This window comes from Salinibacterium sp. AL4.1, assembly GCF_059767305.1.
This window is the reverse complement of sequence record NZ_JBSOQK010000002.1, coordinates 647,355-665,243: the sequence shown is the minus strand read 5'-3', so window position 1 is coordinate 665,243 and position 17,889 is coordinate 647,355. Positions and strand designations below refer to the sequence as shown.

The window sequence follows — 17,889 nt, the reverse complement described above, 5'->3', positions numbered from 1 at the left end:
GATTGTGATCCTTCTCTAGTACGCTCAGGCGTTTCGAGATGGTTTTCTTGCGTTGAGGACATCTTGTTGCGCGACTCGCGCGTGTTCCGCTCTAGGCCACGGTTCAGCGCGGTCTGTAGCGAGCGACTTGCTGAGCGAGCTCTCCGGCATTCAGTCGGAGCTCGGCGACTCTGTCCTCGGCCGCGTCGACGTCGGGTGTAACGTTTCAACTCTGACTGAAAGACGGCCAGTGCAGAGAGAATAGGTCAAAGATGGACGTTGAGAACGAAGTTCTGCCCACCAGCAAGGAACGGCTCGAAGAAATTGGTCAGCCGGGCCCAGCAGGTCCCATATTTATGGTCAACATGCTGAAGTTTAAGGATCGCGCCGAGTATGCCGACGGCAGGGAGACTGATCTCACTGGCCGAGAGGCCTACCACCTGTGCGCGAATGTGGCCCAGCAGCTCATTCGAGAAATCGGCGGAGAAGTTACTTTCGACGGTGACGTCACTTTTTTGAACACGGGCGAGGTTGAGGAGCTGTGGGACGAGATCATGATCGCGCGCTACGGGCAGCGGTCCGATCTTGTCGACATGGTGCGCACGGACGAGTGGAAGGCCGCCGCGGTTCACCGCGTCGCAGGCCTTAAAGGCGAGTTGAACATCGAAACCGTAGCGGCGGCAACAAGCGTTCAGTCGGTTTAACTCGCGTCGCTAACCCCTGAGCTCGGTTTCCAGTTGGCCCCAAGGCGCGGGTGACAAGCTGATCATTCAATCGTGAACGGTCGGCTCGTTAGCGCGGGGGAGGTGCAGCTCGAAGGTTGCACCGCCTCCGGGGGTTGGCCGCAGTTGCACCGAGCCGTGATGCTGGATCGCGATTTCCAGAGTGACGGCGAGGCCGAGACCGGCGCCGTCGTGACGGCTCCGTACGCGAGAGGGGTCTGAGCGGTAGAAGGGCTGGAAGATTTTGTCCCGCTCGTCTGCGAGGATGCCGGGGCCGTGATCCACGACGCTGATCACGGCTTCGCGCTCGGTGATGCTGGTCAGGAACGAGACGGCGACGTCATCCGGGGTATGCCGGCAGGCGTTCGCTCCGAGGTTGAGTAACGCTTGATGAAGCTGCGCCGGGTTGCCTGCCAAGGGGATGTCGGCGATGGCGCTGAGGTCGGCGGCAATGTCGCGCGCGGGGAAGGCAACCCGCAGATCGTCGATGACGTTGCGGGCAACTGTGACAAGGTCCACCTGCTCGTGGGCAACCTCAAGTGGCTTACCGTCGCGTACGAGCTGGAGCATTGAACTGACGAGAACGTTGAGACGGATGCTCTCATCGCCGACCCGCGCCATTGCACGGTCAAGCGCCTCGGGCGTGGTGAGCATGTTTTGTGCATACAGGTCGCTGTAACCCTTCACGGCCGTTAGCGGCGTGCGGATCTCGTGCGCGACGTCTGCCAAGAGGCGACGCATATCATCGCGGGCGCGGGTGGCATCAGCGGCGGACTGCTCACGTTCGGCTAGCGCATCGCGCAGACGGTTCACCATGCGGTCGATGTCTGTCGTGAGGTCGGCGATCTCTTGGGATCCGCCCGCGGGCTCGATCGGGGTTTCGAGCTCGCCGTCGGCAATGCGAGTGACACTTCGAGCGACACCGGCGATGGGGCGAGCGATCTGACGGGCCAGGATCCAGGCCATCGCCGCTTCAAGCAACGCAATCGTGACGCCGCCAGCAACGAGGGTGCCGCGCAAGCTGGCGAGGGCGGCGTTGTAGGTGTCGAGTGAGAGTGCGGTGATCTGTACGACACCATCCGGGGTCGGAGAGAGCAGCACGCGGTAGTTGTCGACCGTGACGGTCGCGGTCGAGGTTGCGGCTCCGAAACTCGCGAGGTCTTCTACTGAGAAGGGGTGCGCAACTCCCTGATTCTCGAGAAGGGTGCCGTCGGGGGCGACAGCGAACTGAACGGGGAGGCTGGAGCTGTCGTCACTCGGCGTAGCGCTCGGCCGCGGTGCGGGGAGTTCGGGAGCGTCGGTCGCGGGCGGGGGAACGGTGGTCACTTCGGCGCGAGCAAGTTCGGCATCCACTTCGGCGAGGCGTAGCGAGCGTTCGCTCACATCGACGGCGATGGCGAAGGCAAGGAAGCCAATGACGATCGTTGCGAGCACGGGGATCAGCAGCATCCACCGCAGCGGAAGACGCCTCATTCGGACGCCTCGCGCAGAACGTAACCTACGCCGCGACGGGTATGAATGAGGGGCGGATGACCGGCGTCGAGCTTGCGGCGCAGGTACCCGATGTAGAGCTCGACCACGTTCTCGCTACCGGTGAAATCGTCTTGCCAGACCTCGACCAGGATTTGGGCTTTCGAGAGCACAACACCGCGGTTAGCCAACAGGTAGTGAATGAGGCGGTACTCGGTCGCTGAAAGGTCGATGAGGGTGCCAGCGCGGCGCACCTCGTGGCCAGCCGGGTCGAGGGTGAGGGAACCGAGTTGCAGCACAGCCGGACCCGATCGTGGGGCGGTTCTGCGCAAGATGGCTGCAACCCGAAACACGAGCTCGTCCACGGTAAAAGGCTTGGTGAGGTAGTCGTCACCTCCGATAGCAAAGCCCCGGATGCGGTCCTCGGGTTCTGCGAGAGCGGTCAAGAAGAGGATGGGTGTCGTCGAACCGGTAGCGCGCAAACGCCGACACACTTCGAGACCATCGATGCCGGGAAGCATGACATCGAGAACGATGAGATCTGCCGGCTGCGCGAGCGCAGACGAGAGCGCCTCGTGGCCGTTGGCGACGTGGGAAACCGCGTGACCCTGAAAAGAAAGGGCCGTCGTGACGACATCGCTAATGGCCTCGCTATCTTCAGCAACAAGAATGCGATGGGCGGGGGCCTGAGCAGGGTTCGACACGGCCCGAATCTAGCAACAAAAACTGTTTCAATGTTGTGCCGATTTCCACAGCGCCACCACAGTAAAGCCGCTGACCCTGTAACTATGAACAACATCCTTGGGCGTGCACTCCGCCACAAACGATCCCCGCTTCTCGTGGGCGCAGTGGTCATGGCAGTTCTTGCCACCGCTGCGTGTAGCGCCGTTGACGCTACAGATTCTTCGTCAACCGAGACCGCCGCTGCCACAGCCGGTATCGACCTCGCCCTCTTCGCTGACGATGCCATCGTCGGTGACCCAGAGATAGTCGACTGCACCCTCAGCGGTGGAACGGAAACCACGTGCTACGAGATCACCATCTCGGGCTACCCCTCGACCTACGAAGTCGGGCCTTTCTGCCCCGCCACCACCGAGAGCTCGGCCGAGGACGCGGGGATTTGGTTCGATGGGGATGCTGTCTACGACCTCGATGGAGAGTTCATCGCGAACCTCGCTGAGACCTACGGCGACGACGGTTGGAAGATGTATGACGAAGACGGCAACGTCTACGTCACTGACACCGTCGAAGCATTCGAAGCGGCAGCTCGGCCCGACGTTGATCCCGAATATCAGAACTACTGCATCGAAGGCAGCCTTGACTTCCTCGATGGTGGCGAGCCGATTGAGTCGACCGTGCTGATCCCGACCACGCCTGTTGTCGCAGACTCGGCGTCAGCGACATCCGGCAATTCAGGCATCACTCTGGACGGCGTCGTTATCGCCGAGCCAGCTCCCGTTGACGCCATCCTCGGCGCGTACACGATTGCCTCGTTCGACGACTGCGGTGGGCACTTCAACCCCTTCGAGGGCTACCACCTGCACGGCGCGCTGGGATGTGGAGAAAACGGCGATGCTGCCGACGATGAAACAGCGATTTTCGGTTATGCCATGGACGGCTTTGCCGTGCACAGCCCGTATACCGAAGAACAACTGGCCAACGTAGAACTCGACGAGTGCAATGGCCACACCACCGAAGAAGAGGGCTACCACTACCACGCCAACTCGGCGGAGAAAAACCAGGTAATCGAGTGCCTTATCGGTGAAACCGTTGCGGGCGATGACGCCGCTGGCGGAGCCCCCGCTGGCGGAGCCCCCGCTGGCGGAGCACCCGCTGGTGGACCGCCTGCCGATGCGCCCGCTGGGGGACCCCCCGCCGGCGAGGTCCCCGGTGAAGAACCAAACGAATAGCCTGATCATGAAGACATCCCTACGGACCGCGCTGGTTCCCCTCACCTGTATCGTGCTCTTCGCGAGTGCCTGCGCGACTGGTGAGGCAACGACGGAGAGTTCGAGCTCTGACTCGGGCGACACGAGCCTGAGTACGGTCGCAGCAATGTTTGCCGACGGCGCACTGACCGAAGAAGCGGTCATCGTGGACTGCACCCTCGAAAACGGTAGCGAGACCACCTGCTACCAGTTCGAAGTCGACAGCCTCTCGACGGCCGTCAATACGGAAGGGCCGTTCTGCCCGGCGACCACGACCGACACTGGCGGCATCTGGGTGTGGGACGGCGATGAGCCGGGGCTTTACGCCCTCGATGAGGACTTCTGGGCGCTCATGGAGGCCCAGGGCTTCGAGTTCGCGAATGACGATGGCGACATCACTATCGTCGACCCCGCTGGTGGGCAACCGGACTCATCCGGCACCGAGAACTCGTGCCTCGAAGCAACGCCCGACGGTGACTACCACCTGCAGGTGCTGATTCCCACGAGCCCCGAAATGCTGGACGAAGTGACGGATCTTTCCACGATCTCTCAGGTCGGGCTCGCGCTCGACGGCGTCACGATCTTCGGCGACGCGCCCTCTGTTCTCGACACCGGTGGACTGCCCGCACTTGACGCCTGTGGCGGACACATCGACCCCTCGGGGTATTACCACTGGCACTTCGGTGCCGAATCGATCCAGTCGAACCTTGACGCTGCAGGAGCTGGCGTCACGTGCGACATCGAGCAAGACAACGAGCCAGTGATTGCGTTTGCCTACGACGGTTACCTCATCTACGGACCGGAAGAAAATGGAGCGGTGCCGACTGATCTCGATGAGTGCGGCGGCCACGTTTCTGACACGGAAGAGTTCGGTGAGGTTTACCACTACCACTACAGCACCGAGTCGCCGAACTTGCCGGAGTGCCGCGTAGGCGCATCAGCGGTGGGAAACCTGACGAGCCCGGATGGCGAGGGCGTCAACCTCCCTAACGGTTCTGTCGGCGGCGACGGTGGTCCACCCGCTGGCGGCCCTCCCGCTGGTGACGCACCAGCTCCCGGGAATTAATTAGTGCACGCCTCTCGAATCCCTATCACTGCGCACCGCGGTGGACTGTCGCCCCTGGCGAAGTTCATCGCGGTAGCGGGCATTGTTCTCGCCACACTCGGCCTCGCCGTACCCACCGCAGCATGGGCCCACGACGGAACGAGTGAGGCACTGATCTTCTCGATCGACGAAGGCCGTGTTGTCGGCACCGGGTTGGTCGAATTCTCTGCGCTTGGGCTCGAAGACACCTCGGGTGACGGCCTCATTGACGCCACCGAAGTCAGCGAGCAAGAAGCAACCGTGGCGACTACTCTCGTTGACACTATCCGCGACAATGTAACGATCGCGGTCAACGGCGAGGAGCTGTCGATCATCGGGGCGGGGCTCTCATTCCAGAGCACCAGCGCGACGACAGAAACCACCGCGGAGACCGAAACGGACGCGGATGCCGCGGTCGACGCATCCGAATATGTCGGCGTTGCCTTTGCGACGTCTGCATTCGAAGGTGACATCAGCGAGATCGCAATCTCATGGTCTTTTAGCTCGCCGAGCAACGCCACCCTGCTGTCGGATTCCGACAGCGCCGTACTCGGACACCTCAGCGATGACGGCGAGGTCTTGTTCTCTCTCGGAACCTGGGCAACCGCAACCAGCTTTCTCGTGCAGGGGTTTGAGCATATTCAGCTCGGGCCCGACCACATTCTCTTTCTCATCGCCCTCGGGCTCGGTGTGCTCGGAGTGAAGTCGGGTCGGGCTGCGATCTGGCCCGCTGTGAAACTTGTCACCGCCTTCACCGTCGGTCACGCTATCAGCTTCAGCCTGGCGTACTTCAACCTGGTCTCGGTGCCCGCGGAGATCGTTGAACCGCTGATCGCGCTTTCTATCGTCGCGGCCGCTGGGCTTGCGTTGAGGCGAAAGGGCGGCGACTTCCGCTGGTGGATCGCGGGCCTCGTCGGGCTCGTGCACGGTCTTGGTTTCGCCTCGAGTCTCTCCAGTCTGGGGCTCGTGACGTCGGAGCACGCTGTCGCGCTCATCGCCTTCAACCTAGGTATCGATCTCGCGCAGACCGCCGTTGTGCTACTGGTGCTCGCGGTCGCCGCTCTGCTGACACGACTGCTGCCCAAGGGATTCGAAATCATCCGCATCATCATCTGCGTTGCCATCGGCGCGATGGGACTGTTCTGGACAGTGACGCGGGTCTTCGGGCTGTAGCTCGCGACGCGCGTGAATAGACTGGAGCCACGGCGATTACCGAGGCACGAGCGGGGCAACAATGTCAGAACAGAGAGCGGCGGTCGGCCGAGCTTCCCGCTATGAACAGGCATCGAAAGCAATCGCGCCCCCGTACCTCGACGACGCGGCCGTACGGGCAGCGATTAGCCCCGGCGCGGCCGTTGCTGCCGTTCAGGATGCGCTGAAGGCAGGCTTCGAACCCGGCACAGACCATGCGCGCGTTTTTGAGAAACTGACGCGCGGCGACTTTCTGCTGATGCCCTCAGAAGTTGGCCCGTATGCGGGAATCAAGGTGCTCACCGCTGCTCCGGATAATCCGGGAGTCGGGTTGCCCCGCATCCAAGGTCTCTACATTCTCTTCGACTCCGACACTCTTACTCCGAGACTGTTGCTCGATGGCGCTGCGTTGACGAGCATCCGCACGCCGGCGGTGTCGCTAGCTGCCACGGCGGGGGCGCTGCTGCGCTCGTCGGATCCGCTCGACGTTGTCATCTTTGGGGCGGGACCCCAAGCGGTCGACCACCTCGCGACCCTGCGTGCTGTTCTTGGAGAGCGTCGGCCTCTCGCCTCGGTCACCGTGGTGGTGCGCACGCTGCGTTCGGTGGAGCTGCCCGATGCGCGGGTCGTGCAGACCGGAAGCGCCGAGGCTGAGGCTGCCGTCGCTGCGGCCGGGGTCATCATGTGCGCCACGACCGCGCGAACTCCCTTATTCGACTCTGCTGCCGTGCGCTCGGACGCCGTGATCATTGCGGTGGGCTCGCACGAACCGGATGCTCGTGAACTCGATAGTGCGCTGATGGGGCGATCTCAGGTCGTTGTCGAAGATATTCCCACAGCGTTGCGCGAATCGGGAGACGTGGTCATGGCGATCGCGGACGGCGCTCTCACCGCGAACGAGCTCATTCCGCTGGCGGACGTTATCCGGGGCGTGGTGGTGCTCGATGACGCTCGCCCAGTGCTCTTTAAGAGTTCGGGGATGAGCTGGGAAGACTTGGCCATCGCGGCCGCCATCGCGCACAGCACCGCACACAGCACCGAGCGCAGTATCGACGCGCCGCAGTCGCACTAGCTGGCCCCACGACTCCCGCGGCCCCCTCAGGTTTTACCTTCGCACGCCATAACGAAAGACAGCACCATGCACTCGACTTCTGATTCTCACCAGCACACAGCGCCGGCGGCTTCCGCGGCGCCGCCAGTGTCGTCAGTTCCGCACCCTGATCGGGGTGACCCGCGCCTACCGCACTTGCGTAATGCCACCGGCTTTGTTGAGTATATGAAGTCGGGGTGGGCTACCCCTGACCGCACACCCGACACGGTTCCCGGCATTGCGGCGGCGACGGCAGCACATCGTGCACGCCTGAGCCCGGCGTTTCCCGGCCGCACAATCGTCGTGGCGGGCGGCATTGCTCCCGTGCGTGTGAACGACAACTACTACGGCTTTCGCCCCGACAGCAGCTTCTTCTGGTTGAGCGGATGCTCGGCCGAAGACGCCGTGCTCGTCATGAGTCCGACGAGTGGCGGCCACGGCGCTACGCTCTTCATTCCCGCACCGGCATATCCCGGCGAAACGGACTTCTTTGCGGATGCCGCCCACGGTGAACTCTGGGTCGGTTCCGCCCCCGGGATGCCCGAGTGGACGGCCGCGCTGCAGATTGAGACGCGTCCACTCTCGGAACTCGAAACAGCGTTGAACCGCGCGAGCGATATTCTGCTCACCGGCTCGCTGCACGGAGCCCATCGGCTGTTGCGCGACATCCCGGTGTCGCAGGATCTTGGCCGGGTGCTCTCGGAGATCCGCATGATCAAAGACGAGTGGGAAATCGCCGAACTGCGCGGTGCCGTGAATCACACGATTGAAGGCTTCAAGGCAGTCGCCCGTGAGATTCCGCAGGCCATCAAGTTCGGTGGCGAACGCTGGTTGCAAGGCACCTTCGACCGCTACGCGCGCACCGTCGGCAATGGCACCGGGTACACGACGATCGTCGGCAGCGGAAAGAATGCACCCGTGCTGCACTGGGTGCGCTGCGACGGCCCCGTGAATCCCGACGCCGCCGTGCTGCTCGACATGGGAGTGGAAGCTCGCTCCTTATATACGGCGGATGTCACGCGCACGCTTCCGGCATCCGGAACGTTCTCGGCCGCCCAGCGCCAAGCGCACGACCTCGTGGAGAAGGCGCACCGCGCGGGGCTCGCGGCGGTCGGCCCCGGCAAAATCTTCAGCGACTTTCACCTTGCGGCGCTCGAAGTGATCGCGACCGGTCTGCACGACTGGGGCATGCTCCCCGTGTCGGTTGACGAGGCGCTGAGCGCTCAGGGCCAGCACCACCGTCGCTACATCGTCTGTGGCATCGGGCATCACCTGGGCCTCGACGTTCACGACTGCGCGCAGTCGAGCTATTCCGCTTACCAAAGCGGCGAACTTCAGCCCGGAATGATTATGGCCGTGGAGCCCGGACTGTACTTTCACGAGTGGGACCTGACCGTGCCGCCCGAGCTGCGCGGCCTCGGCGTGCGCATTGAAGACAACGTGCTGGTCACCCCGACAGGCCACGAAGTTCTCTCCGAAGCACTGCCCATCACCGCGACCGGCATCGAAGAATGGATGCGCGGCCTCTAACCTTGGGCGATCGCGATCTCGGTGGCGATGACCGTGACGCGGTTAGGAATCAGCTTCGGTTTCGGCCGCCGCTTCGGCCGCAGCCTCCGCAGCAGCGATCAATGAAGCTGCGAGCGGCGTCTCAGAGTCGAATCCAGGAAGCATAAGAAAAGTGCCACTAGCGGTGGGGCGCGCAAACTTCATCATCGCGTCGACCTCATCCATCCGCTGCTGAGTCGCGACAAAAGCGCGCAACTCGTTCTGAAACGAGATGAACAGCAGGCCGGCCTCTGCGCCGTTGTCGAAGGAATAGCTTCGACGCAGCATTAACTCTGAGCCGGTAAACGAGGGGTGAGCTGCGCGCGCATGAGAATTCGCCGGCACCAAAAATTCGCCCTCTGGTGTCTTGGCAGTGAGGTTGATCTGGTCATCAGGGCCTCCACCCGACAACGGCGCGCCGTCGCTGAGGGTGCGCCCAATCACCCGCTCCCGTTTGTCTACCGCGAGGGCGCGGAAGCCAGCGGTATCGAGAACGAGCCGTCGCAGCACGCACACCGTGGCGTTCTGGAGTATGCCATCCGCAATCCACACGCCAGCATCGAACTCTTCCGCGTCCTCGGGAACGACGATGCCGTCCATGAATCCAAGGGGATTGCGAGCTTTTGAACCAATTCCGGTGCCTCGAAAAACAGTCTGCTCCCATCGCCGCCGCGGTGACGGCAGCGTGGTCGCGAGTGAATCGAGCACGCCGTCAAACACGGTGGGATCGCTGGAGTGAACGGCAAGAACAACATCGCCGCCGCGAGCGTCAGAAGCGATGTTCTCATCACCCACAAAAGTGGGGAGCTCCTCGGAGCCCGCCAGCGAGGCGTCGACCGACGCGATGAGACGTGGGCCGAGACCGACCGTGATGGAAAGGTCGCCAGGGCCATCCGGCAGAATTGAGGCATCCGGGTCGTCGGCGGTGAGCTGCAGAATTCGGTCACCAAGTTCCGTGAGAAAGCCCAGCTCAGTGCCCTCGATATCCCACACCGAGATCTTCCCGAACTTTTGCGGGGTCGCCGGCGTGTGGATTCCTGCCTGATGCTGCCCGGTTGCTTCGACTCGCTCGAGACCACTGGGAGTCGTGGGGGAGAGAGGCTGTTCCTGTCCGCTGTTATCGGATGCAGTGACGACGGCGGTTGTCGAGGCAATGCCCGCGGCGAGCCCTAGAGCCCCACCGATCGCGCCGTGCAGTAGGCCGCGACGGGTGGGCTGCAACGCGGGCGCTGGCTGCGACTGCGCAGCAATGCCGGGCTGCTCAGGTTCGCTGCTCATTGCACACCCGGAGTCGTCGTGGGGATGTCCGCCGTGCCGTCGCTCAGTTGCAGCGTTATCCAATTAGCACCGAGTAGGGCCTCAAACGTGAGAAGCGTGCCGGACGAATCTACCCAGTAGCGGGCACGCTCGTCGCTGGGAACCGACACGCTCGGATCGTCGGATGACGGACCGACGAAGACATCAACGGCAGTGCCGTCGACGCTATCGGAGCGCAACCACAGTGCGTCAGTTTGAGCCAGCAGTTGCGGATTCTCTGGACGATCGGAACCCAGATTTCCGATGAGGGTGAGCGCTGTAGCCAAAGAATTCGATTCAGGATCGAGCGGGTAGCTGATCCACTGGTCGGTCGGAAGTGGGAACTCTGCATCATCCGTGAGAACCTCGCGCACCGCGACGGTCGTTTCTGACCACCACAGCGTGCCACCGTTGGCGATCGTGCCGTATCCCACGTTGTTGGTGAAATCGAACCAGCCAGTGAGCTCAACATCTCCCGCTTCGGTGCCGGGAACGGTGAGTTGGAACGCTCTCACGCCGGCATCAAAATTGCGGAACCGCACGACTGCCAGCCGTTCGGCTTGCTCGCTGCTGAGCGCAGTGGGGCCGGCGCTCGCCGCAGGGCTGGGGGATGTGTCGGTCGATCCCTGCGCGCATCCGCTCACCGCTAAGACAAGGAACAGGATGGCGGCAAGGGCGCGCGTCATCCGCGTGTCCACTCGTCGAGCAGAGAGTAGTCGGGCACATCGATCGACTCAAGATCGGGCATTTCTGTCGCTGTTGCCAAGAGCGGGGGGACCTCGCTCAGGTCTCCTGCCATCGTTGGCTGGTCGGGGCCGCGTTCGATTTGGAGAAAGGAAACTCCCGGGGGGACAGTGAGGCTCAGCACGCCATCGGTATCCGTGGCGGTAGAGGACTCACCGCAGGCATCGCCGAGCGATTCAGGCAAGAACGTGGTGGTGTCGTCGCCGACGACGCAGTTGTCGAAGGCGGCAGCTCGCTGTGCCGACAGGTCAGTGACATCCACTCCGTTGGCGTCAAAGACATTATCGGTGAGTCGATTCCCGCTGGTCGACAAGTCTTCAGTGTTGGTGATCTGCACGCCCGCGGCGGGATTATTGCTCACGAGATTGCGAGCGATGACATTCGTGTTGGCGCCGGAGAGGCCGATGCCGATGCCGAAGGCCCCATTGGCTTGAGCGGGGGAGTCGGCTGAAGCATTGTCAGAAATGACATTGCCGACAACCGCCGCTGACTTTTGAGGGAGGTAGGCCTCTTGGTACCACGAGAGGAGGGTGAGCCCCACGCGGTTGTTGGTGAAACGGTTCTCAGTCACCACAACAGAATCGGAAGCATTCGCGTTTTCGTAGCCAATGGCGTTGTGTTCGGCGATATTGCCGCTGACGAGAATGTCGCACTCTTCGCACTGCCCGACATAAAAACCGGAATCGGCAGATCCCGACGCGTAGTTATCGCTGATGACGCCGTGCTGGGAGTTGAAGGCATAGATGCCGTAGAGGCCGTTGTTGCTGGCTGTGACATGACTGACTTCAAAACGCTGAAGCGGGGGAAACTCTTCGGGATCGAGTGTCGAGTAGCCGTCGAGATTATGGGCTTGTGCGCCATTGGCATCATGGAGTCCGGTCACGAGCACTCCGTTGAACGTGTGATTGACCACGGTGAGGTTCTGAACGCGCACCCCGTCGGCAATCACTTGTACGCCGTTCGCGCGCAGCCCTTCACCGTCGATGATGACCGAGTTGCGGTCTACCCCACGAATCGTGACGTTCTCTTTGTCGACGGTCACTGACTCGAAGTAGGTGCCGGCCGAAATGAGCACCATTCCGCCTGGCGCCACTTTCTCGACGGCATCCTCAATGGTGGCTGCGTCTTGCGGCACTTCAACGAGGAGATTATCGGTAGTGGGCTCCGTGGTGACGGTAGCCCCACAGCCGCTGAGAGCCGCGACGATAAGAAAGGCCAGCACTGCAGTTTGCACTGCAGATGTCGACTTCGGGCGGGCCTTCCGGTTTGTGTACACGAATCGAGTTTATGCGTACGGCGTTGCTGAGTGGGCTCTGAGCCTGTCACCAAGAATGGACTAAACCGTCTAGCCCACTTGGGGGGTGAGCATGCACTCTTTCCTTGGTATACGGTGGAAAGTGGTCTCGTTTGCGTGCATTCCCGAACGTCGACACCAGCCTGCACACCCGAATCTGCAGGTTTACCCGTCTACTGAAATGGCTTTACCCTTATGCGTACCCGACGCACAAAGCGCCTTCTGGCGCCCTCTTTTGCCCTGCTCACCGCTGCCGCACTCGGCCTTACAGGCGCAGTCGCTGTTGTGCCAGCGCTGCCAGCCTCCGCTGCAGACACGAGTTCCATCGACGGCTACGTCTTTCGCGACTTCAATTCCAATGGAATTCAAGACACCGTAGCGTCGGCAACAGATGGAGTTGCGGTTGATGTCGGCATCCCGGGCGTCGTTGTGACGGCCTACACCGCCGACGGAGCAGTGTATGGAAGCACGGTTGTTTCGGCGGCAGACGGTGCTTACACGCTGGCGGGCAGCGAAAGCACTTCTCAGACGCTTCGGGTCGAATTCACGGGTCTCCCTGACGGGTACAGCGAGACGCCGGTATACAGCTCAAGTGGCGATCGCTCCGGAACGAGCGTCCAGTTCGTATCAACGGGAACTGAGAACGTAAATTTTGGCGCCAGTGCAGCCAACGACTATTCGCAGGATGAACCACCGGTAGTCACCGCGATTCAGTACGCCGGAATTCCCTCGGGCAACTCGGGGAATCAGCCGGCAGTTGTCGTGCAGCCATACTCCGACAACTCGACGACGCAGGTCACCGGTTTTGCAGACCGCACGACGCTCGCGAACTTTAGCCAGGTCGGCGCCGTCTGGGGAGTGGCGTGGAACGCGCCCCAAGAAGAAGTTTTCGTCGCCGCTACCTACAAGCGTCACTCAGGGTTGGGCGCCCTCGGCCTCGGCGGCATCTACTTAATCTCGGATGCCGTATCCAACGGTGAAATCGCAACAAGCGGCTCGACCGTCAGCAACTGGCTCGACGTCGCATCACTGGGCGTCGACGTAGGGACTGCCCAGTCGAACGCCGCTCGCGGCCTCGGCAACGGCAACGAAGAAGCTCGCGATATCGACGCTTTCGAGCAGGCGGGGAAAATCGGCATCGGTGGCATGGCGACGAGCGCCGATGGAAACCTCTTGTACTTCGTCAATCTTTACGAAAAAACACTGGTCACGCTCGATATTTCAGATCTCGATACACCCGCACTTGTCTCCGAAACTTCTCTGGCGTTGGGCGTCGGTGAACGCCCGTGGGCGCTTTCCGTGCAAGGCAGCGCTCTCTACGTGGGCTACGTCGAGACCGGTGAAACGCTCGTAAATGGAATCGAAACGGCAACGCCGGGAGTGTCCGGTGCTGACGCCGGACTTTCGGCAAGCGTCATCTCGACCAGCCTCCCGGTAACCGCGACCTCAACGTTCACGAGTGTGCTCGACATCCCGCTCGATTACGCAAAGGGCACCGTCTACAAGAGCAACCTCGCGCCGCAGAGCGACCGCTGGAACACCTGGGCAGACACCTGGACTTGGCCCGCTGACGGAACCACGCCCGCCGGCTCGGTAGCTCAGACCACCAGCAACGCGAGCCAGTGGCACATCTACCCCTCCGCGATTCTGCAGAGCATCTCGTTCGACGCAGACAATTACCTCACTCTCGGATTCGGTGACCGCTCATCAATCCAGGGCGGTAACCGAAACTGGGGCGCTGTCACCACCGGTAACCAGCACTATGAGACCGGCGCCAGCGGCGACCTGCTTCTCGCTTCTCCCAGTGCCGACGGCACATCGTGGACCATTGAATCCGCAGGCACGGCTGGCACGCGCACCGCTGGCGGCACTCCGGCAGACCGGGCAACAAACAACGAGGGCCCTGGCGGCGGCGAGTTCTACGCCGACCGAAACAACCTCGGCCGCTCTACCTCTCACAACGAAGTCGCGCTCGGCGCCGTAGCGATCATGCCCGGCACGAATGAAGTGTTGGCGACTGAGTACGACCCACTCTCCGCCATCCGCGTCTCGGGGTTGGCGTGGCTATCGACTGACGACGGATCGGCAATCGCTGGCTATAACCACGTCGTTGACCCCGGGGGAAGCACATCGACCACCGGTACCGCCGGCACCTTCCAGAAGGGTGGCGGGCTCGGCGGAATCCAAGTTCTGAGCGAAGTCGCACCGCTGGAAATCGGAAACAGGGTGTGGTTCGATGCTGACCAAGACGGCATCCAAGATGCTGACGAATCCGCTCTCTCGGGCGTCACTGTACAGCTGTTCTCGGGCGAGGCCCTGCTGGCAGAAGTCACCACCGGCGCTGACGGCAGCTACTTCTTCTCGTCAGATGCCGATTCAGAATTCTACGCAGCGGGACTCGTCGCACACGGCGGCGACTACACCATCGCGTTCAGCACCCCCGATTCGGGAAACGTTCCATTCTCTGAGGCCGATGCAACGCTCTTTGGCACTGTGCCGTGGAGCAAGCTCGCACTGACGAACGCCGATCAGGGTAGTGACCTTATCGACTCGGATGCCGATTCCTCAGGCGTCATTACGTACACCGCCGGCGCCGCCGGAGTCAGCGACCACTCGCTCGATGCCGGCTTTATCGCCAATGCAACGTTCACTGTGGCTAAGGCGCTCGCGGACGACAGCGGCCCAGCCGGCGACGAGGAGACCTTCTCGATCACCGCGACGGCTGTTGACTTCCGTGGCAACCCCTATGTCGTTGATGATTCACCTCTCGTTGTCAGCGCCGGAACGACCAGCGACGCCGTCGCTGTTCCAGTCGGTACGCGCGTGACAATTACAGAAGCGAACGACGGAAAGTACCGCGGCGCCGTTGTGTCACCGAGCACCGCAACTCTGGTCTCCGGCGAAGAAGTTACTGAGTTCACGGTCACGAACGACCTGTTCGACGCTGGCTACTTCACCGTGACTAAGGCTGTGACTGGACCAGGCGCATCACTGATCGCGGACGACCAGTCGTTCACCGTGAGCTACACCTACGACGGCCTCGACACCCCGAAAACTTTGGTAGTCATCAATGGCCAGACCTCGGCACAGTCCGACGCAATCCCCTACGGCACCGAGGTGACGATCACAGAGAGCGCGCCATCGGGTAACCCTGAGGGCGTTGGCTGGGATACTCCGGTGTGGTCAACCAGCTCCGACAACGGTGCGCTGACCGACAACGGCGATGGCTCAAGCACCATCACCATTGACGACGCAGCGACCTTCGCGCTTCAACTGAGTAACCCCACGACCGTCTCACCGAAGGTAACAATCCTGCGGGGCGACCAAGTCGAGGCTGACTACCACGCAGCCGACACCATCGGCGACGCTGAGGTGTACACCCCGGGCGAGACTCGCACGATTGTCTTTACCGCGACCAACTCAGGCACGGAAGAACTGAAAGACGTCGTACTCGGTGACAGCACCGCATCCGGCACTGCCGTGGGAGCCATCACATGGACCTTCCCTGACGGCTCCACAGTCACCGCTCCTGCCGGAACCGACGTGGAGTGGAAGAACTCGTTCGACGGTGTGAGCACCTGGGCTCCAGGCGCAGTCATCACCGGAACTGCATCGTTGACGATTGGGTTGGGCGACCAAGCTCACATTGCGACGGCAACAGTGGACGCCGTCGGAGTTGTGTCTGACACAGCAGTGAACGATGCCAACGACTACAACGCCTTCACTGGCGGCATCCAGATCATTAAGTACGACGCGAACAGCGCCGACCCGGTGACTCGCGACGGTGATGGAAACTGGATCGTTCCCGTGAAGGCTGATGTCGCGGCTGCTCAGGATGCCGACACGACTGAAAATGCGGTCGACTACCCCGTCAATACCGCGCAGAAAGTGCGCTTGGTGGCCTCGAACACGGGCACCACAACCCTGACAAATATCTCGCTCGCCGACCTCACCACCGATGGGCCAGCGCTTAACGGCTCGTGGATCGCTGATCTCAGTGCTCTCGGTGGACCAGCAGAGTTCGACTTCGCTGATGGCGCAGTCTGGCCCGGTGTTCTCAAGCCAGGTCAATCCTTCTTTGCCGAATCGAGCTTGACTCTTCCCGCCGAGGACACCCACGCCGGTGAAGTAACCGTGGTTGCCAGCATCGTGGTGCCGGAGCTCGGCGACGACGGAACTCCCAATGGAGAACCGACCTACGACAGCGCGGATGCACCCGTCGTCGCGCTGCGCGACGGCGCAGCCGCGACGGTGACCGATGACGATCCCTTCAACGCGAAGACCGGCGTCGGACCGACGATTGGCATCCAACTCGGTGACGGCGATGCCGCTAAGGGAACCATTACGAACGACGCCAACACCATGGCCGCTGCTGAGGTGTACCTCGCGGGCGAAACTCGCCCGATCGTCTTCTCGGTGACGAACACGGGCACCGAGCCCCTCCGCGAAGTAACCATCGACGGCGAAGTATTCTCGGGGCCGGAATTTGACGCCCCCATTGTGTGGACGTTCCCGGACGGATCGACTGCGACATCCACGCTGGTTGACGGAAAGCATGTCGTCACCTGGCCTAACACCTTCGATGGCACGAGCACCTGGGCCCCGGGTGACGTCATCACCGGTGTTTCCTCGCTGACGCTCAACGCGAGTGACCAACCACACGTCAGCAACGTCGTTGTGAACGCCATCGGCAACGTCTCAGAAATTGCCGTGCGTGCAACTGATCCGTACAACGCGTTCACCGGAGCGATTCAGGTGATCGAGTACGACGGCGCAACGAGCGACCCCGCCGTAAAGGATTGGCTGGGCAACTGGATTATCCCGAGCAAGTCTGACGTCAAGCCGGGGATCGACGCCGACACTGCAGACTCCGCCGTCGTCTTCGAGGCGGGAGTTGCCCAAGCTGTGCGTTGGGTGGTCACCAACACTGGAACCACAGCGATGACGAATATCACGCTGGTCAATGCGCTCAGCAGCGGTGTCGCCGTCGCCGAGGGATGGACAGCCGATTTCTCTGATCTTGGAGGCCCGGAAGACTACAACTTCGCAAGCAGTGGTCCGTGGACCGGAGTGCTATTGCCCGGGCAGTCGTTCTACGCCTCCGGCAGCCTCACGCTCGCAGCGGGAGAGACTCACTCGAATGACGTCACGGTCACTGGCCGCGTCATCATTCCGGAAGTTACCGATGCCGGACTGCCCACGGGTAGCCCCAGCAGCCTCAACGGTGTTCTCCAGCTGGCAGTATTCAACAACGGCTCCGCCTTCACCGTGACGGCGACCGATCCTTTCAACGCGCGAGCGCTGACGGCGGCAGAATCTGAAGAGCTGCGCTTGGCGTACACCGGTCAGGCCATCGGCTATTCGCTTGTCATTGGTTTGGCACTGCTTCTCGGCGGCGGCTTCCTCATGATGGTGCGTCAACGACAGCAGCGTCGTAGCTAGTCAGGCGATCACGCTCGAAAGCACTCCGTGGGATAACACGGGGTGCTTTCGTGCGTAAGGGGCAAAATAACTGACACGACCCCGGCACGCCGACGGTAAAG

Annotated in this window: 12 protein-coding genes; 7 read left to right on the top strand and 5 right to left on the bottom strand. The window is 61.9% G+C overall.

The features are described from left to right. The first annotated feature begins 251 nt into the window (after positions 1–251). The gene (locus tag ACWTV3_RS12540) at positions 252–683 is read left to right on the top strand and encodes a hypothetical protein (RefSeq protein WP_498478537.1); all 432 of its coding nucleotides are present in this window, start codon (positions 252–254) and stop codon (positions 681–683) included. A gap of 66 nt (positions 684–749) precedes the next feature. Here ACWTV3_RS12540 and ACWTV3_RS12535 read toward each other — a convergent pair whose 3' ends face one another. After that, positions 750–2,174 carry a sensor histidine kinase gene (locus ACWTV3_RS12535; protein WP_498478536.1) on the bottom strand — a complete coding sequence of 475 codons (1,425 nt, stop codon included), beginning with the start codon at positions 2,172–2,174 and terminating at the stop codon, positions 750–752. Then, a complete protein-coding gene (locus tag ACWTV3_RS12530) occupies positions 2,171–2,875 on the bottom strand; it encodes a response regulator transcription factor (protein WP_498478535.1) in 705 nt (234 codons plus the stop codon). Before ACWTV3_RS12530 ends, ACWTV3_RS12535 begins: the two co-directional genes overlap by 4 nt. Positions 2,876–2,959: 84 nt before the next feature. Between ACWTV3_RS12530 and ACWTV3_RS12525 the strand changes: the two genes are divergently transcribed. From ACWTV3_RS12525 to ACWTV3_RS12505, 5 genes are all read left to right on the top strand, one after another. Then, on the top strand, positions 2,960–4,081 hold the full coding sequence (locus ACWTV3_RS12525; protein WP_498478534.1) for a YHYH protein: 1,122 nt from the start codon (positions 2,960–2,962) through the stop codon (positions 4,079–4,081). A 7-nt stretch (positions 4,082–4,088) separates the two neighbouring features. Continuing rightward, positions 4,089–5,165 (top strand): YHYH protein, encoded by a 1,077-nt coding sequence (locus tag ACWTV3_RS12520; protein ID WP_498478533.1) that lies wholly within the window; start codon positions 4,089–4,091, stop codon positions 5,163–5,165. A 3-nt stretch (positions 5,166–5,168) separates the two neighbouring features. After that, complete coding sequence (locus tag ACWTV3_RS12515; protein ID WP_498478531.1) at positions 5,169–6,356, top strand: HupE/UreJ family protein; 1,188 nt, start codon at positions 5,169–5,171, stop codon at positions 6,354–6,356. Between the two features lie 61 nt (positions 6,357–6,417). Beyond that, positions 6,418–7,446 carry an ornithine cyclodeaminase family protein gene (locus ACWTV3_RS12510; RefSeq protein ID WP_498478530.1) on the top strand — a complete coding sequence of 343 codons (1,029 nt, stop codon included), beginning with the start codon at positions 6,418–6,420 and terminating at the stop codon, positions 7,444–7,446. Between the two features lie 204 nt (positions 7,447–7,650). Next, positions 7,651–8,994 (top strand): aminopeptidase P family protein, encoded by a 1,344-nt coding sequence (locus ACWTV3_RS12505; RefSeq protein ID WP_498478529.1) that lies wholly within the window; start codon positions 7,651–7,653, stop codon positions 8,992–8,994. 42 nt (positions 8,995–9,036) lie between these two features. On the opposite strand, the gene ACWTV3_RS12500 is transcribed toward ACWTV3_RS12505, so the two are convergent. The 3 genes from ACWTV3_RS12500 to ACWTV3_RS12490 are packed head-to-tail and all read right to left on the bottom strand — an operon-like array spanning position 9,037 to position 12,328. Next, positions 9,037–10,290 carry a Dyp-type peroxidase gene (locus ACWTV3_RS12500; protein WP_498478528.1) on the bottom strand — a complete coding sequence of 418 codons (1,254 nt, stop codon included), beginning with the start codon at positions 10,288–10,290 and terminating at the stop codon, positions 9,037–9,039. Next, a complete protein-coding gene (locus ACWTV3_RS12495; RefSeq protein WP_498478527.1) occupies positions 10,287–10,994 on the bottom strand; it encodes a hypothetical protein in 708 nt (235 codons plus the stop codon). Before ACWTV3_RS12495 ends, ACWTV3_RS12500 begins: the two co-directional genes overlap by 4 nt. Further along, a complete protein-coding gene (locus tag ACWTV3_RS12490; protein ID WP_498478526.1) occupies positions 10,991–12,328 on the bottom strand; it encodes a right-handed parallel beta-helix repeat-containing protein in 1,338 nt (445 codons plus the stop codon). The genes ACWTV3_RS12495 and ACWTV3_RS12490 overlap by 4 nt, the downstream gene beginning before the upstream one ends. Positions 12,329–12,541: 213 nt before the next feature. Here ACWTV3_RS12490 and ACWTV3_RS12485 point away from each other — a divergent pair, with 213 nt between their 5' ends. Further along, positions 12,542–17,788: an SdrD B-like domain-containing protein gene (locus ACWTV3_RS12485; RefSeq protein WP_498478525.1), complete on the top strand. Its 5,247-nt coding sequence runs from the start codon at positions 12,542–12,544 to the stop codon at positions 17,786–17,788. Positions 17,789–17,889: the final 101 nt, after the last annotated feature.

Coding starts and splice junctions, on each gene's coding strand:
- ACWTV3_RS12540 (WP_498478537.1), top strand. CDS start 252: ATGGACGTTGAGAACGAAGTTCTGCCCACCAGCAAGGAACGGCTCGAA.
- ACWTV3_RS12525 (WP_498478534.1), top strand. CDS start 2,960: ATGAACAACATCCTTGGGCGTGCACTCCGCCACAAACGATCCCCGCTT.
- ACWTV3_RS12535 (WP_498478536.1), bottom strand. CDS start 2,174: ATGAGGCGTCTTCCGCTGCGGTGGATGCTGCTGATCCCCGTGCTCGCA.
- ACWTV3_RS12520 (WP_498478533.1), top strand. CDS start 4,089: ATGAAGACATCCCTACGGACCGCGCTGGTTCCCCTCACCTGTATCGTG.
- ACWTV3_RS12495 (WP_498478527.1), bottom strand. CDS start 10,994: ATGACGCGCGCCCTTGCCGCCATCCTGTTCCTTGTCTTAGCGGTGAGC.
- ACWTV3_RS12505 (WP_498478529.1), top strand. CDS start 7,651: ATGAAGTCGGGGTGGGCTACCCCTGACCGCACACCCGACACGGTTCCC.
- ACWTV3_RS12485 (WP_498478525.1), top strand. CDS start 12,542: ATGCGTACCCGACGCACAAAGCGCCTTCTGGCGCCCTCTTTTGCCCTG.
- ACWTV3_RS12500 (WP_498478528.1), bottom strand. CDS start 10,290: ATGAGCAGCGAACCTGAGCAGCCCGGCATTGCTGCGCAGTCGCAGCCA.
- ACWTV3_RS12510 (WP_498478530.1), top strand. CDS start 6,418: ATGTCAGAACAGAGAGCGGCGGTCGGCCGAGCTTCCCGCTATGAACAG.